At 69.5% G+C, this 15,562-nt stretch carries 14 protein-coding genes; 12 read left to right on the forward strand and 2 right to left on the reverse strand.

Annotated features, from left to right (window positions below; all coding sequences use genetic code 11):
- Positions 1-33: 33 nt before the first annotated feature.
- Positions 34-2,649, reverse strand: coding sequence for a cyanophycin synthetase (gene cphA / locus NGJ44_RS10045; RefSeq protein WP_251863828.1), 2,616 nt, complete (start codon positions 2,647-2,649; stop codon positions 34-36).
- A 281-nt stretch (positions 2,650-2,930) separates the two neighbouring features.
- Here cphA and NGJ44_RS10050 point away from each other — a divergent pair, with 281 nt between their 5' ends.
- Together NGJ44_RS10050 and NGJ44_RS10055 are read left to right on the forward strand one after the other, a co-directional pair.
- A complete protein-coding gene (locus NGJ44_RS10050) occupies positions 2,931-5,222 on the forward strand; it encodes a cyanophycin metabolism-associated ABC transporter (protein ID WP_251863829.1) in 2,292 nt (763 codons plus the stop codon).
- A gap of 46 nt (positions 5,223-5,268) precedes the next feature.
- Positions 5,269-5,739 carry a cyanophycin metabolism-associated DUF1854 family protein gene (locus tag NGJ44_RS10055; protein ID WP_053244712.1) on the forward strand — a complete coding sequence of 157 codons (471 nt, stop codon included), beginning with the start codon at positions 5,269-5,271 and terminating at the stop codon, positions 5,737-5,739.
- Between the two features lie 4 nt (positions 5,740-5,743).
- On the opposite strand, the gene NGJ44_RS10060 is transcribed toward NGJ44_RS10055, so the two are convergent.
- The gene (locus tag NGJ44_RS10060; RefSeq protein WP_251863830.1) at positions 5,744-6,880 is read right to left on the reverse strand and encodes a GNAT family N-acetyltransferase; all 1,137 of its coding nucleotides are present in this window, start codon (positions 6,878-6,880) and stop codon (positions 5,744-5,746) included.
- Between the two features lie 100 nt (positions 6,881-6,980).
- Between NGJ44_RS10060 and NGJ44_RS10065 the strand changes: the two genes are divergently transcribed.
- The 10 genes from NGJ44_RS10065 to NGJ44_RS10110 all read left to right on the forward strand — a co-directional run bounded on the left by NGJ44_RS10065 (position 6,981) and on the right by NGJ44_RS10110 (position 15,423).
- On the forward strand, positions 6,981-7,811 hold the full coding sequence (locus NGJ44_RS10065; protein WP_251863831.1) for a ferritin-like domain-containing protein: 831 nt from the start codon (positions 6,981-6,983) through the stop codon (positions 7,809-7,811).
- A gap of 11 nt (positions 7,812-7,822) precedes the next feature.
- On the forward strand, positions 7,823-8,524 hold the full coding sequence (locus NGJ44_RS10070) for an MOSC domain-containing protein (protein WP_251863851.1): 702 nt from the start codon (positions 7,823-7,825) through the stop codon (positions 8,522-8,524).
- An 87-nt stretch (positions 8,525-8,611) separates the two neighbouring features.
- Positions 8,612-9,052, forward strand: coding sequence for a YidB family protein (locus NGJ44_RS10075; RefSeq protein WP_251863832.1), 441 nt, complete (start codon positions 8,612-8,614; stop codon positions 9,050-9,052).
- A gap of 233 nt (positions 9,053-9,285) precedes the next feature.
- The gene (locus NGJ44_RS10080; RefSeq protein WP_251863833.1) at positions 9,286-9,984 is read left to right on the forward strand and encodes a fumarylacetoacetate hydrolase family protein; all 699 of its coding nucleotides are present in this window, start codon (positions 9,286-9,288) and stop codon (positions 9,982-9,984) included.
- On the forward strand, positions 9,981-10,748 hold the full coding sequence (locus tag NGJ44_RS10085; protein ID WP_053246277.1) for a fumarylacetoacetate hydrolase family protein: 768 nt from the start codon (positions 9,981-9,983) through the stop codon (positions 10,746-10,748). The genes NGJ44_RS10080 and NGJ44_RS10085 overlap by 4 nt, the downstream gene beginning before the upstream one ends.
- Positions 10,749-10,784: 36 nt before the next feature.
- Entirely contained in the window at positions 10,785-12,242 is a 1,458-nt protein-coding gene (hpaE, locus tag NGJ44_RS10090; protein WP_251863834.1) for a 5-carboxymethyl-2-hydroxymuconate semialdehyde dehydrogenase, read from the forward strand.
- A gap of 40 nt (positions 12,243-12,282) precedes the next feature.
- Complete coding sequence (locus NGJ44_RS10095; protein WP_251863835.1) at positions 12,283-13,257, forward strand: tripartite tricarboxylate transporter substrate binding protein; 975 nt, start codon at positions 12,283-12,285, stop codon at positions 13,255-13,257.
- 19 nt (positions 13,258-13,276) lie between these two features.
- The gene (locus NGJ44_RS10100) at positions 13,277-13,708 is read left to right on the forward strand and encodes a 5-carboxymethyl-2-hydroxymuconate Delta-isomerase (RefSeq protein ID WP_053246445.1); all 432 of its coding nucleotides are present in this window, start codon (positions 13,277-13,279) and stop codon (positions 13,706-13,708) included.
- Positions 13,709-13,753: 45 nt separating this feature from the next.
- Positions 13,754-14,581 (forward strand): 2-oxo-hept-4-ene-1,7-dioate hydratase, encoded by an 828-nt coding sequence (gene hpaH, locus NGJ44_RS10105; RefSeq protein WP_053246279.1) that lies wholly within the window; start codon positions 13,754-13,756, stop codon positions 14,579-14,581.
- A gap of 23 nt (positions 14,582-14,604) precedes the next feature.
- Positions 14,605-15,423, forward strand: a complete 819-nt coding sequence (locus tag NGJ44_RS10110) for an aldolase/citrate lyase family protein (RefSeq protein ID WP_251863836.1) — start codon at positions 14,605-14,607, stop codon at positions 15,421-15,423.
- Positions 15,424-15,562: the final 139 nt, after the last annotated feature.

Below are 15,562 nucleotides of genomic sequence, written 5' to 3' on the forward strand. Positions count from 1 at the left end.
GCGCCGCCCGGCGGGCCGGCGCGCGGAAAATGGTCAGTGTTGCTGGATCCAGCGGCGGACCAGGTCGATGGTGGGGCCGGAGAATGCCTCGTCCGACTGCAGCAGGACGAAATCGCCCGGCTGCATGGCGCCCAGCGTGGCCTCGATGGCCCGCGCGTGGTCGGGCTCGTCGACGATGGCGCTGGCGCGGCCGCCTTGCTCCGCGCCCCGGCGCAGCAGGGCGCGGGCTTCGCCCGCCGGCCTGCGGCTGCGCACCGTGGCGTCGTCGTAGAGCACGACCTGGTCGAACGACTGGCCCAGCAGCCTGCCCTGGGCCAGCAGTTCTTCGTCGCGGCGGTCCGCGCCGGCGGAATAGACCGCCGTGCGGCGCGCGGCCGGGAACTGCCCGATGGCGTCGATGAGGGCGCGCAGCGCCGAACTGTTGTGCACGTCGTCCACCACGACGGTGCCGTTGCCGCGCTCGAACAAGGTGAACTGCCAGGGTGCGTCCGCCTGGTCGATGTCGAAAGTCTCGATGCCCGCGCGGATCAGCGGAACCGGGATGTCGAGCGCCCAGGCCGCGCCCACGGCGGCCAGCACGTTCTCCACCTGGAACGCCACGCGCCCGCCATGGGTGAGGGGGATGGAAGCCACGTCGGCCAGCCGTTCCTCGGCGCCGCCCTGGGCGAGCACGATGCCGCCGTCGCGCACGAAGACGGCGCGGCCGCCCTGGCCGCGGTGCCCGTCGATGGCAGGCAGGTCGGGCGAAATGCCGAAGAAGATGACGCTGCCATCGCAGAGTTCGGCCATTTCCACCACGCGCGGGTCGCGCGCATTGAGCACGGCCGCGCCCGTGGGCAGCACCACATCGACCTGCGTGCGGAATACGTTGAACATGCGCTCGGCGTCGTTGACGTCGAAATCGCCCAGGTGGTCCGCGTCGTCGATGTTGGTTACCACACCGACGTGGCAGCGGTCGTAGGCCAGGCCCTGGCCCAGGATGACGCCGCTGTCGTTCTCGATGACGGCCGCGTCCACGTTGCGGTTCACGAGCAGGCGCGTGGCCGAGTCGAAGTCGGCCCGGTCGCCTTTCTGCACCAGGCGGCGGTCGAGATAGAGTCCTTCGCTGCAGGCCAGCCCCGTGCGCTTGCCCGACAGGTGCAGCAGCCGCGCCACCAGGCGCGCGACCACGGTCTTGCCGTTGGTGCCGGTGACGCCCACGATAGGTATGCGGCCGTCTTCGCCCGCGGGAAAAAGATGGTCCACGATGGCGCGGCCCACGGGGCGCGGCTTGCCGTCGGCGGGCTTGAGGTGCATGAGCAGGCCCGGCCCGGCGTTGACCTCCACGATGGCGCCGCGCTGTTCCTCGAGCGGGCGCGAGATGTCCTCGGCCACCAGGTCCACGCCCGCGATGTCCAGGCCCACCACGCGGGCGGCCAGGGTCACGGCAGCGGCCACGTCGGGATGCACGCGGTCGGTCACGTCGAAGGCCACATTGCCCGAGCGCTGCACCAGCACGCGCTGCCCCTGCGCGGGCACGCTGTCCGCGGCGAGGCCCTGGCGCGCGATCTCGAGGGTGGCGGCCGAATCCAGGCGGACCGGGTTGAGCGGATGGTTTTCCGTGCGGCCGCGGCGCGGGTCGGTGTTGAGCTGCAGGTCGATCAGCTCTTCCACGGTGGATACGCCGTCGCCGGTGACCCAGGCGGGCTCGCCGGCCGCGGCGGCCACCATGCGGTCGCCCACGACCAGCAGCCGGTGCTCGTTGCCGGGCACGAAGCGTTCGACGATGACGCCGCTGCCTTCTTCCACGGCGACCCGGTAGGCCGAGACGATTTCCTCGCGCGTGAGCAGGTTGGTGAATACGCCCCGGCCGTGGTTGCCGTCGTAAGGTTTGATCACCACCGGCAGGCCGATGTCCTGCGCGGCTTCCCAGGCGTCGTCCTCGTTTTCGACCAGACGGCCTTCCGGCACCGGCACGCCGCAGGTCGCCAGCAGTTCCTTGGTGAGATCCTTGTCGCGCGAAATACCTTCGGCGATGGCGCTGGTGCGATCGGTTTCCGCGGTCCAGATGCGGCGCTGGCGCGACCCGTAGCCGAACTGCACCAGGTTGCCCTCGAACAGCCGGATATAGGGAATGTCGCGGTCGTCGGCGGCGTCGACGATGCAGGCCGTGCTGGGGCCCAGGCAGTGCCGGTCCACGAGCCCGCGCAGCCGCGCCACGGCGGCCTCGACGTCGAAGGGCCGGTCTTCGATGGCGGCCATGACCAGGTTCCGCGCTTCCTGCAGGGCGGTGCGGGTGACCTGTTCCTGCCAGGCGCGCACCACCACCTTGTAGACGCCGCGCGTAGAGGTTTCGCGCGCCTTGCCGAAGCCGCCGGGAAGGCCGGCCAGGTTCTGCAGCTCCAGCGTGACGTGTTCCAGGATATGGCCCGGCCAGGTGCCTTCTTTCAGGCGCTGCAGGAATCCGCCGCGCACGCCCGGGCTGCAGCGGTGCTCGATCAGGGTCGGCAGCCAGGCGGTGAGCCGTTCGTAGAAGCCGGGAATGGTGTTGGAAGGGTAGTCTTCCAGCTCTCCGATATCCACCCAGGCTTCGAGCACGGGGCGATAGGTCCAAATGTTCGGGCCGCGCAAAGCCACGACATCGAGAAATTCAATGTCTTTCTTTTTCATGTTTTAATTTACGTGAAAAGCACGTTGGCACGCGCGGACGCCCCTGTTGCCTGATCGCGGATCGCGTGGAGCTGCGCCTTGGAAAAAGGATGCCAACGAGTGGGGGATCCCGGATATTCCTAATAAGAAAAATCGGCTGATACTATACGCCGCCTTGCGAGGCGAGAATCGCTGTGTTGTAAGGAAATCACAGCTTTTCGGCCGCGGGGTTTCCCGGGCGTCCGGGGCGGCGAAAATCGTTGCCGTCCCGAGGATCCAGGCGCGGTTCACCCAGCGTTCCAATGAAAAAAACACACCAGTTTTCCGGCTCTGCCGATGCGGTACCCGCGCCGTGGGGCGGCGAGCTCAGCGCCCAGTTGGAGCCGGGCGAAATTCTGCTGGCCTGGCTTGAGACAGACCTCGACGGCAGGCTAAAGTTCCGCGCGGGTTTCGTGGCGGCGACCGATCGCCGGCTGCTGGCGCGCAGCCCCGACGGCACGGGCTGGCAATGCTGGCCCTATGGCGCCCAGCTCGCCCTGTCCCTGACCGACCACGCGGGCGCGGCGCAGCTCGAACTGCACGACGACCAGGAGCGCCTGGCCGCCTGGCGCTTCACGCTGGCGCGCAATCCGGCCGCGCTGCGGCTGCTGGGCCGGTTCGAGGCGCAGCAGGCGCTGCACCTGTCCGGCCAGCGCCTTGAGGCGGCGCCGCGTCTGTGTCCCACCTGCGGCGGCGCCATTCCGGAAGGGCGGGACGACTGCCCCAACTGCTCCCGGGAATCCGCCGCGCCGCCCTCGACCTGGGCGCTGCTGCGGCTGTGGCGCTTCGCCCGGCCGTACCGCATGCCGCTGCTGGCCGGTTTCCTGCTGACCCTGCTGGGCACGGCCGCGACCCTGGTGCCGCCCTACCTGACCATGCCGCTCATGGACGACGTGCTCATCCCGTTCCAGAACGGCGCGCCCATCGAATACGGCAAAGTGCGGCTCTACCTGGGCGGGCTGCTGGCCTCGGCGTTCCTGGCGTGGGGACTGGGCTGGGCGCGCACCTACATCCTGGCCTGGGTCAGCGAACGCATCGGCGCCGACCTGCGCACCACCACCTACGAGCACCTGCAGCAGCTATCGCTGGAGTATTTCGGCGGCAAGCGCACGGGCGACCTGATATCCCGCATCGGCAGCGAAACCGACCGGATCTGCGTGTTCCTGTCGTTGCACTTGCTGGATTTCGCCACCGATGTGCTCATGATCGCCATGACCGCGGTGATCCTGGTGTCCATCAATCCGTGGCTGGCGCTGGTCACGCTGGTGCCGCTGCCTTTCATCATCTGGATGATCCATTCGGTGCGCGACCGCTTGCGCCATGGATTCGAGAAGGTCGACCGCATCTGGTCGGAAATCACCAATGTGCTGGCCGACACCATCCCGGGCATCCGCGTGGTCAAGGCCTTCGCCCAGGAAAAGCGCGAAGTGCAGCGCTTTCGCGAGGCCAACAACCGCAACCTGGAAGTGAACGACCGCGTCAATACGGTGTGGTCGCTGTTCTCGCCCACGGTGACGCTGCTGACCGAGATCGGCCTGCTGGTGGTGTGGATCTTCGGCATCTGGCAGGTGTCGCAGCACCAGATCACGGTGGGCGTGCTGGCGGCCTTCCTGGCCTACATCGGGCGCTTCTACACGCGCCTGGATTCCATGAGCCGCATCGTGTCGGTCACGCAGAAAGCGGCGGCGGGCGCCAAGCGCATCTTCGACATCCTGGACCACGTGTCCAGCGTGCCCGAACCCCAGCGTCCGGCCAGCCTGTCGCACCTGCACGGGCGCATCGAGCTGCGCGACGTGGGATTCCGCTACGGCAACCGGCAGGTCATCCGCGGGCTGAACCTGGACATCGCGCCCGGCGAAATGATCGGCCTGGTGGGGCACAGCGGATCGGGCAAGAGCACCCTCATCAACCTGATCTGCCGCTTCTACGACGTGTCGGAAGGCGCGGTGCTGGTCGACGGAGCGGACATCCGCAGCCTGCGGGTGGCGGAGTACCGCCGCCACATCGGACTGGTGCTGCAGGAGCCGTTCCTGTTCTTCGGCACCATCGCCGAGAACATCGCCTACGGCCGGCCCGAGGCCACGCGCGAGGAGATCATCGCCGCGGCGCGCGCGGCCCATGCGCACGAATTCATCCTGCGCCTGCCGCACGGCTACGATTCGCTGGTCGGCGAGCGCGGACAGGCCCTGTCCGGCGGCGAGCGGCAGCGCATTTCCATCGCGCGGGCGCTGCTCATCGACCCCCGCATCCTTATCCTGGACGAGGCCACCTCCTCGGTGGACACCACCACCGAGAAAGAGATCCAGAAAGCCCTGGACAATCTCGTGCGCGGCCGCACCACGATCGCCATCGCCCACCGCCTGAGCACGCTGCGCAAGGCCGACCGGCTGGTCGTGCTTGACCGCGGGCAGGTGGTGGAAGAGGGGCCGCACGAGGAACTCATGGCGCGCGAAGGCGCCTACTACCGGCTCTACCAGGCGCAGGCGCGGCAGGCGGAGGCCGACGCCGAGGCCGCTGCCTCCGCGGGCGGCGAAGACGTGGCCGCCGTGGCCTGACGCCCCGCCGACCTGACCGCCCCAGGACGCAACAACGGAAACCGCCATGACGCTTCCCGCATTCCAACTGCGCCGCAACGCCTTCGGGCGGCTCGTGTTCGAGTCCGCCGACGGACAGACGTACGACGGCGTGGTCCCGGTGCGCGCATTTCCCATCAGCGACGCCGATCACGGCCTGTCCCTGGTGTCGTCCGAAGGGCGCGAACTGCTCTGGATCGACCGCCTGGCCGACCTGCCCGCCCCGGCGCGCGACCTCATCGAGGAAGAGCTTGCCGCCCGCGAGTTCATGCCGGTGATCCAGCGGCTGGTCAGCGTGTCCACCTACGCCACGCCCAGCGTCTGGGACGTGGAAACCGACAGGGGCTCCACGTCTTTCACGCTGCGCGGCGAGGAAGACATCCGGCGCCTGCACGGGCAGACGCTGCTCATCGCCGACAGCCACGGCATTTTCTACCTGATCCGCGACGCGCTTTCGCTGGACCGCCACAGCCGCAAGCTGCTGGACCGCTTTCTTTGAAGCTTCAGCCTGCGCGCCGCTTGAAGGGCGTGTGCGCTTCCAGCTCGCCCAGGTAGCCGGCCACGGCAGCGGTTTCCCGTTCCAGGAAGTCTTCGATCGCGGCGGCGAAGCGCCGGTCGGCGATCCAGTGCGCCGACCAGGTAGGCGTGGGCAGCAGGCCGCGCGCCATCTTGTGCTCGCCTTGCGCGCCGCCCTCGAAGCGCGCCAGGCCGTGCGCGATGCAATAGGCGATGGACTGCAGGTAGCAGGTTTCGAAGTGCAGGCCGGGCACGTACTCGGCGGCGCCCCAGTAGCGTCCATACAGCGCGTCGCCGCCGGCGAGGTTCAGGGCTGCCGCCACGGGCTGCTCGCCCCGGCAGGCCAGGATCAGCACGAAGGCGTCGGGGTCCGCGCGGAAGGCGCGGGCGAAGAATTCGCGGCTGAGGTAGGGCGGGTTGCCGTGGTTGAAATAGGTGCCCTGGTAGCAGGCATAGAAAAAGTCCAGCTCGGCCGGTCCGATCTGCGCGCCGCGCAGCCAGCGGAACGCGAGGCCGGCGGCCGCCACTTTCTTGCGGTCCTGCCGGATCTTCTTGCGCTTGTCGTGGCTCATGGCGGCCAGGAAGGCGTCCAGGTCGGCGTAGCCCGCGTTGCGCCAATGGAACTGCACGCTTTCGCGCAGCAGGAACCCGGCGCTTTCCAGCGCGAGCCGGTCGGCCTCGGCGGGAAACAGCACGTGCAGCGAGGACACGCCCGTCTCTTCGGCGAAGGCGGCCATGGCATGCGCCAGGCGCAGGCGGTCGGCGTCCGAGGCGGCCAGCAGGCGGGGCCCCGTCACCGGCGTGAAGGGCACCGCGCACAGCAGCTTGGGGTAATAGCGCAACCCGTGGCGCTCGAAGGCGTCCGCCCAGGCGTAGTCGAACACGTACTCGCCGCGCGAATGCGATTTCAGGTAGAGGGGGCAGGCGGCCGCCAGGGTGTCGCCGCGCCACAGCGCCAGGTAGTGCGGCGACCAGCCGCTGCGCGGCGAGGCGCAGCCCGTGTCGTGCAGCGCGCACAGGAACGCATGCTTGAGAAAGGGCTGGTCGCCCGCCAGCGCGTCCCAGGCGCGGGCGTCGATGCGGCGCAGGTCGGTTTCCAGGGTCAGGCGCGGGGAGGAGTCCATGCGTGAATGATAAAGTCTGTGCTGGCGACGCAGCCCGAGGGCGCGCGCCGCGGGCGGCCCGCGAGGTGTACCGGGCCCCTCTGTTTCTGGAAACCTCATCATGCATAGCCGTTTTTCCGTGCCGGCCGGGGCCGGCGGCCAGGCGACGTGCCTGCGCGAACGGGCGCTGGCCGCGCTCGCGGCCGGGCCATGGCCGGACAAGCTGGCCGCGGTGCGCGCCATCGCCGACGACGCCAGGGTGGACGCCGCGCGAGAACTCGCCGCCGCCGCGCCGCTGCCGGGACGCCCGGCGCGTCCCGAGCTGGTGTCGCCGGCCCAGGTGAAACAGCGGTCCATGGCCACGGTGGAAGGGCGGGCGGCCCTGCTGCACGCGCTGGCCCACATCGAGTTCAATGCCGTGAACCTGGCGTTGGACATCGTCTGGCGCTTTTCCGGCATGCCCGAGGCGTTCTACCGGGACTGGCTGCGCGTGGCGCGCGAGGAAGCCCACCATTTCGACCTGCTCAACCGGCGCCTGGCCGCGCTGGGATACGCCTACGGCGACTTTCCCGCGCATAACGGGCTCTGGGAAATGGCCGAGAAAACCCGCGGCGACCTGCTGGCGCGGCTGGCGCTGGTGCCGCGCACCCTGGAAGCGCGCGGACTGGATGCCTCGCCGCTCATCCGCGACAAGCTGGCGGGGGCGGGCGACGCCGAAAGCGCGGCCATCCTGGACATCATCCTGCGCGACGAGATCGGTCACGTCGCCATCGGCAACCGCTGGTACCGGCACCTGTGCGCGCAGGCCGGCGCCGACCCGGTGGCCTGCTATGCCGAGCTTGCGCAGCGCTATGGCGCGCCGCGCCTGCGCGGCCCCTTCAACCTGGAGGCGCGCCGCGCGGCGGGCTTCGACGAGGCCGAGCTGGCTGCGCTGACCGCCCCGGCCGCCTGACCCCCATGCCCATGGAACCCATCGTCATCGACGCGCTGCTGACCGGCCCGGTGCGCCCGCTGGGCGATTCCGGCAAGACCAGCGCCATCGGCAAGCAGCCCGCGCCCGGCCGCCTCCGGCTCGGGCTGGAAGGGTTGGACGGCGACGAGCAGGCCGACCGGCGCCACCACGGCGGCCCGGAAAAGGCCCTGCACCATTACGCCCGCGAGCACTACGCGCGCTGGCGCGGCGAGCTGGGCGAGCTGCCCGTGCTGGCGGCGCCCGGCGCGTTCGGCGAAAACCTGTCCACCGTCGGCATGACGGAAGCGGACGTCTGCGTGGGCGACATATTCCGCGCCGGCGGCGCGCTCATCCAGGTGTCGCAGGCGCGCCAGCCGTGCTGGAAGCTCAACCACCGCTTCGGCGCGCCCGGCATGTCGGCGCGGGTGCAGGCCAGCGGCATGACGGGCTGGTACTACCGGGTGCTGGAGCCGGGCTGGCTGTCGCCCGGCGACACGCTGGCGCTGCAGGCGCGCCCGCACCCGCAATGGACGCTGGCGCGCGTGCAGGACATTCTCAACCGGCGGGTGCTCGATGCCGGCATCCTGCGGACGCTGGCGGCCCTGCCGGAACTGTCCCCCAACTGGCGGGCGCTGTTCGAGAAGCGCGCGCGCCTGGGCGAGGTCGAAGACTGGAAGCCGAGGCTGGAAGGCGAGGCCGGGGCAAATCGCTAAGGTTTGTAAGGCCGGGGCCCGGCGCGCGGCCATGCGGGCCGCGCTGACCTATACTGGTTTTCCGATTTTTTTCCCGGGAGTACGGCGATGAGTCTATTGGATGATCTGGCTTCGATGGCTGGCGGCGGCCAGCGCCAGGGCGGAGCCGCGGGCGGGCTGGCCGCCGCCGCGCTGCTGCCCGCCCTGATCGAACTGCTGAACAAATACCCGGGCGGCCTGTCCGGCCTGATCGCCAGCTTCCAGAAGGGCGGCCTGGGCGAAATCGTGGCTTCCTGGGTCGGCACCGGGCAGAACCAGCCGGTCAGCCCCGGCCAGCTCGGCCAGGTGCTGGAGCCTGGCATGGTGGACGAGCTGGCCGCCAAGACCGGGCAGGACCAGGATTCGGTGCTGGCTACGCTGTCGCAATTGCTGCCGCAACTGGTGGACCAGGCCACGCCCTCGGGGCAGGTCCAGGAAGGCCAGCAGGGTTTCAACCCCGCGGAACTGCTGGGCTCGCTGTCCAGCCTGTTCGGCAATCGCCAGGCCTAGGCGCCTGTCCGAAGCGCGTCCCGCTGCGGCCGAGCCATAGCGGGACGCCGGCGCGCCATGGCGGGGAACGGATCCCCATGCGCTGTTCGCGCGTTTTCGTCCATGCACCATTCAAACAGGCCCCGCGGGGCCTGTTTGTTTTTGCCCTGCCGTTGCGGGAAAACCCTGCGGGCCGTTCGATTGACGGGGGTGGTCGGCCGGATAATAATTATCATGTTAACTAAATATCCATCATGAAACCGCAACCCTTTCTTCTCGACGACGGGCAGCCCCTGGGCACGGTGTACGGCGTGCTGCTTAACGACGCCGCCACCGTGCGGCGGCTGGCGCCGCAGTTTGACGCGCCTCCCTACAAGGCCGCGCCCAGGGCGCCGGTGCTGTACATCAAGCCGCGCAACACCTATGCGCGCGACGGCGCCGCCGTGGCGATTCCCGCCGAACCCGGGGCGGTCCGGCTCGATGCCACCATCGGCCTGCTCATCGGCGCGCCCGCCACGCGCGTGGAGGTACGCGACGCCATGGCCCACGTGGCGGGTTTCGTGCTGGCCAGCGACATCACCTTGCCGCACGACAATTATTTCCGCCCCGCGATCCGCCAGCGTTGCCGCGACGGCTTCTGCCCCATGAGCGGGCCATACGCGCCGGGCGACGGCTACGACATCGCGTCCGCCACGCTGCAGGTTTCGATCAACGGCCGGCCCGCCTGGCGGCGCGGTTTTGCCGGACTGGTGAGGCCGGCCGCGCAACTGATTGCCGACGTAACGGCGTTCATGACGCTCTCGCGCGGCGACGTGCTGCTGCTGGGGCCGGGCGAGGGCTCGCCGCTGGCGCGTCCGGGCGACCTGGTGGAGATCGAGGCGCCGGGCCTGGGCCGGCTGGCGCATCGCATCGTGGCCGAGGCGGCCGCGGCGCAGGAAGGAGCGCAGGCATGAAACACGGACGCATACGCTACGAGGGCCGGGTCGTCGAGGTGACGGAGGGCGCGGACGGACGGGTGAGGCTGCCCGACGGCCGCCTGCTGGACGAGGCCGAGGCGCAGTGGCTGCCTCCGCTGGAATTCGGCACCGTCTTCGTGCTGGGGCTGAACTACGCCGACCATGCCAAGGAAATCGCCTTCAACAAGGCGCCCGAGGAACCGCTCGTCTTCCTCAAGGGGCCGAACGCGCTGCAAGGGCACCGCGGCAAGACCTGGCGTCCTGCCGACGTGGACTACATGCACTTCGAATGCGAGCTGGGCGTGGTGATCGGCAAGACGTGCCGCAACGTGCCGCGCCAACGGGCCTACGACGTGGTGGCGGGCTACTGCGCGGCCAACGACTACGCCATCCGCGACTATCTCGAGAATTTCTACCGGCCGAACCTGCGCGTGAAGAACCGCGACGGCGCCACGCCAGTGGGGCCGTGGTTCGTGGACGCGGCCGACATTCCCGATCCCATGAACCTGCGCCTGCGCAGTTGGGTCAACGGCGAGCTGAAGCAGGACGGCAACACGCGCGACATGGTGCACGACATTCCTGCGCTGATCGCGCACCTGTCGGGTTTCATGACGCTCAACCCCGGCGACCTGATCCTGACCGGCACGCCCGTCGGCGTGGCGGATTCCAAGGCGGGCGACGAGATCGTCACGGAAGTCGAGGGCGTGGGCCGGCTGGTCAATACCATTGCCGGCGAACCGCCCGCGCCGCCGTCGCACTGACTCGGCGCGGCATCTCTCTTTATCCGGAATTCCTTCATGCGCATCGACCATCTCATCGACGGCAAGGCCGTCGCCGGCCAGGACTATTTCGAAACCGTCAATCCCGCCACGCAGGAAGTGCTGGCCGAGGTCGCGGCGGGCGGAGCGGCCGAAGTGGACGCCGCCGTGGCCGCGGCGCGCGCGGCCTTTCCCAAATGGGCCGGCACGCCCGCGCCGGAGCGCGCCAGGCTCATACGCAAGCTGGGCGACCTGATCGCCCGCCATGCGCCCGACATCGCGCAGACCGAGACCGACGACTGCGGACAGGTCATCGCCCAGACCGGCAGGCAACTCGTGCCGCGCGCGGCCGACAACTTCTACTACTTCGCCGAGATGTGCACCCGGGTGGACGGCCACACCTATCCCACCGCCACCCACCTGAACTACACGCTGTTCCATCCGGTGGGCGTGTGTGCGCTGATCTCGCCCTGGAATGTGCCGTTCATGACGGCCACCTGGAAGGTCGCGCCCTGCCTGGCCTTCGGCAACACGGCGGTGCTCAAGATGAGCGAGCTTTCGCCGCTGTCGGCCGCGCGCCTGGGCGAGCTGGCGCTGGAGGCCGGCATTCCGGCCGGCGTGCTCAACCTGGTGCATGGCTACGGCAAGGATGCGGGCGAGCCGCTGGTCGCGCACCGCGACGTGCGCGCCGTGTCGTTCACCGGCTCGACGGCCACCGGCAACCGCATCGTGCAGGCGGCCGGCCTGAAGAAGTTCAGCATGGAGCTGGGCGGCAAGAGTCCGTTCGTGATCTTCGACGACGCCGACTTCGAGCGCGCGCTGGACGCCGCCGTCTTCATGATCTTTTCCAACAATGGCGAGCGCTGCACGGCCGGCAGCCGCATCCTGGTGCAGAAGGGCATCTATCCCCGCTTCGTCGAGCGCTTCGTGGAGCGCGCCCGCAAGATCGCCGTGGGCGACCCGCTGGACGAGCAGACCATCGTCGGCCCCATGATCAGCGCCAATCACCTGGCCAAGGTGCGCCGCTACATCGAGCTGGGCCGGAAAGAGGGCGCCAGCATGCTGTGCGGCGGCCTGGAAACGCCCCCGCTGCCGGCCCGCGTGCGCAAGGGCAACTACGTGTTGCCCACCGTGTTCGCCGACGTGGACAACCGCATGCGGATCGCCCAGGACGAGATCTTCGGCCCCGTGGCGTGCATTATCCCGTTCGGCGACGAAGAAGAAGCCGTGCGCCTGGCCAACGACACCGTCTACGGCCTGTCGAGCTACGTCTGGACGGAGAACCTCGGCCGCGGCCACCGGGTGGCCGCGGCCATCGAGGCCGGCATGTGCTTCGTCAACAGCCAGAACGTGCGCGACCTGCGCCAGCCCTTCGGCGGCACCAAGGCATCGGGCACGGGCCGCGAAGGCGGCACCTGGAGCTATGAAGTTTTCTGCGAGCCCAAGAACGTCGCCGTGTCGCTGGGCTCTCATCACATTCCCCGCTGGGGCGCCTGAGACGGCGGCCCAAGGCAAAGAGAACAACCAGGAGACATCCATGCAACGTCGTCAATTCCTGCAGGCTTCGGCCGCCGCCGCGCTGGCCTGCTCATGCGGCCTGGCGCGGGCCGCTCAGGGCGCCTGGCCCGCCAGGCCCGTGCGCATCGTGGTGCCGTTCCCGCCCGGCGGCACCACTGACATGGTGACGCGCCTCATCGGCAGCGAGCTGTCCAGGCAGCTGAGCGTGTCCGTCATCGTGGAGAACAAGCCCGGCGCGGGCACCGTGATCGGCGTGGACTACGTCGCCAAGCAGCCCGCGGACGGCTACACGCTGGTGTGCGTGGCCAACAGCTTCACGGCCAACAAGACCCTGGTGAAGAACCTGCCCTACGACACCGCGCGCGACCTGCGCCCCGTGGCGCTCATGGGCCTGTCGGAGCACGTGCTGGCGACCCACCCGGACAGCGGGCTCAAGACCCTGGCCGACCTGAAGAAGGCGGCCTCGGACAAGCCGGGCACGCTGACCTACGCCTCGTTCGGCAACGGCACCTCGGCCCACCTGTCGGCGGCCGCGCTGTGCCAGAAGCTCGGCATCGACATGGTGCACGTGCCGTACAAGGGCCAGGGCCCGGCGCTGACCGACCTGCTGGGCGGGCAGGTGTCCGTGATGTTCGGCAACTGGTCCGAGTTCCGCGCGCACGTCGAGCGCGGCAAGCTGGTCGCGCTGGGCATGGCCACGCTGCAGCGTTCGCGCTTCGCGCCCGGCATTCCCACGCTGGCGGAGCAGGGCGCGCCCATCGAGTCGAACTCCTGGCAGGGCCTGCTCGCACCCGCCGGCACGCCGGACGCCATCGTCCGGCGCATCAATGCCGAGGTTAACCAGGCCCTGGCCGCGCCCAACGTGCGGGAAGTGTTCGCCAGGGGCGGCATCGTGGAGCAATCGGGCAGCGTGGAGCAGTTCGCCGCCTTCGTGTCCAGCGAAACCGCCAAGTACGCCGACATCATCCAGCGGGCCCACATCACCCTCGGATAAACGCTGCGCAAGGACTGCCATGCCCCACGTCGTCATCCTCTACACCGGCAACCTGGACGCCCGCGCCGACATGGGCGGCTTGTGCCGCAAGCTGGCCGACGCCATGCTCGCGGTGCGCGCCGAAGACGGCAGCCAGGTCTTTCCCACGGGCGGCACGCGCGTCTACGCCTATCCCGCCCCCCACTACGCCGTGGCCGACGGCGGCGCGGCCGGCAAGGCCGCGGGCGGCGACGGCGATTACGGTTTCGTCTACGTCAACCTGCGCATGGGGCGGGGCCGCTCCGATGCGGTCAGGCAGGCCGCGGGCGATGCGCTGCTGGCCTGCGCGCGCGAGCACCTGGCGCCGGTTTTCGCCGCCGGGCACCTGGGCCTCACCGTGCAGGTGGATGAAAGCCCCGGCCAGGTTTACGACGGCAAGCACAGCACCCTGCATCCGCTTTTTTCCCGCTAGCGACGCCCGCGTCCGGCCTTGCCGGCGCCTTGGAGCATCCAGACCATGTTTTCCGACGAACTTCTGATCCAGCTCGCGCAGGAACTCGACGCCAGCGAGAAATCGCGCATGCAGGTGGAGCATTTTTCCAAGCGCTACCCCGGCATGACCATCGAAGACGGCTATCGCGTTTCGCGGACCTGGGTGCGCATGCAGGTCGCCGCCGGCCGCAAGATCATCGGCCACAAGATCGGCCTGACCTCGCGCGCCATGCAGCAGGCCAGCCAGATCGACGAGCCCGATTTCGGCACGCTGCTCGATTCCATGCTTTTTACCTGCGTGGAAGGCCAGGAACTGGCCATTCCCGCTTCCCGCTTCATCGCGCCGCGCGTGGAGGTGGAGCTCGCTTTCGTGCTGAAGTCGCCGCTGGGCGGTTCCGGCCGGGCCGGGGAGGTCACGCTGCAGGACGTGCTGGACGCCACCGACTACGTGACACCGGCCATCGAGATCATCGACGCCCGTATCGAACAGTTCGACCGCCACACGCGCGCCATGCGCAAGGTCTACGATACGATCAGCGACAATGCGGCCAACGCCGGGGTGGTCGTCGGCGGCAGGCGGGCGGACCCCGCCGGCCTCGATCTGCCCTGGTGCGGCGCGGTGCTGCGCCAGAACGGCGTGGTCGAGGAAACCGGCCTGGCCGCGGGCGTGCAGGGCCATCCCGCCATCGGCGTGGCCTGGCTCGCCAACAAGCTGGCGCCGTGGGGCGAAACCCTGCAGCCCGGCCAGCTCATCCTGGCCGGGTCGTTCACTCGCCCCGTGGCGGCGCGCCAGGGCGATGGCTTCGAAGCCGACTACGGCCCGCTGGGCGTGCTGCGTTTCCGCTTTTCCTGAACATCTTTCCACGCGAGGTATCGATGCAGACCCCCGTCAACCGCTTCAAGGCCGCCCTGCGCGCCGGCCAGCCGCAGATCGGCCTGTGGCTCGGGCTGGGCAGCCCGTACACCGCCGAGATCTGCGCCGGCGCCGGCTTCGACTGGCTGCTCATCGATGGCGAACACGGCCCCAACGACACCCTGACCCTGCTGTCGCAGTTGCAGTCGATCGCCGCGTATCCGGCCAGCCATCCCATCGCGCGCGTGCCCATGGGACACGGCGAAGTCGGCGAAATGCTCATCAAGCAGTACCTGGACCTCGGGGCGCAGACGCTGCTCGTTCCCATGGTCGACACGGCGGAACAGGCCGGCCGCATCGTGCGCGCCGCCCGCTATCCGCAGAACGACGGCAAGGGCGGCATCCGCGGCATGGCGGGCGCGCGCGCCTCGCTGTGGGGCCGCCGCCCCGGGTACTTCCTGGAAGCCAACGAACAGGTCTGCGTGCTGGTGCAGGTGGAAACCCGCGCGGGGCTGGACAATCTCGACGCCATCGCCGCCACCGAAGGCGTGGACGGCGTGTTCATCGGGCCGGCCGACCTGTCCGCCTCGCTGGGCCACGTGGGCGACCCGGGCCATGCCGACGTGCAGGCCGCCATTGCCGACGCCATCGCGCGCGTGCGCAAGGCGGGCAAGGCGGCGGGCATCCTGACGCCCAACGAGGCCATGGCGCGCAAGTACCTGGAAATGGGCTGCGCCTTCGTGGCCGTGGGGCTGGACACCAGCCTGCTGGTGCAGGCCACCAGCGCCCTGGCCGCGCGGTTCAAGGACGTGCAGGCCGTGGCGCCGGGCAGTACCTATTGAGCGGCGGGCGGCCGTCCGGCCGCCGCCAAGGCGGCCCGCGCGGCAAGCCGGCGCAGCGGCCGGGCCTTCCGGAGAAGACGACAGCGGCGCCCGGCCGGAGGTATAACGGCATTGTCGGCCTGCCCGCGCGGGCCGCGAT

Source organism: Achromobacter sp. Marseille-Q4962, from assembly GCF_943737005.1.
GTDB lineage: Bacteria > Pseudomonadota > Gammaproteobacteria > Burkholderiales > Burkholderiaceae_B > Achromobacter.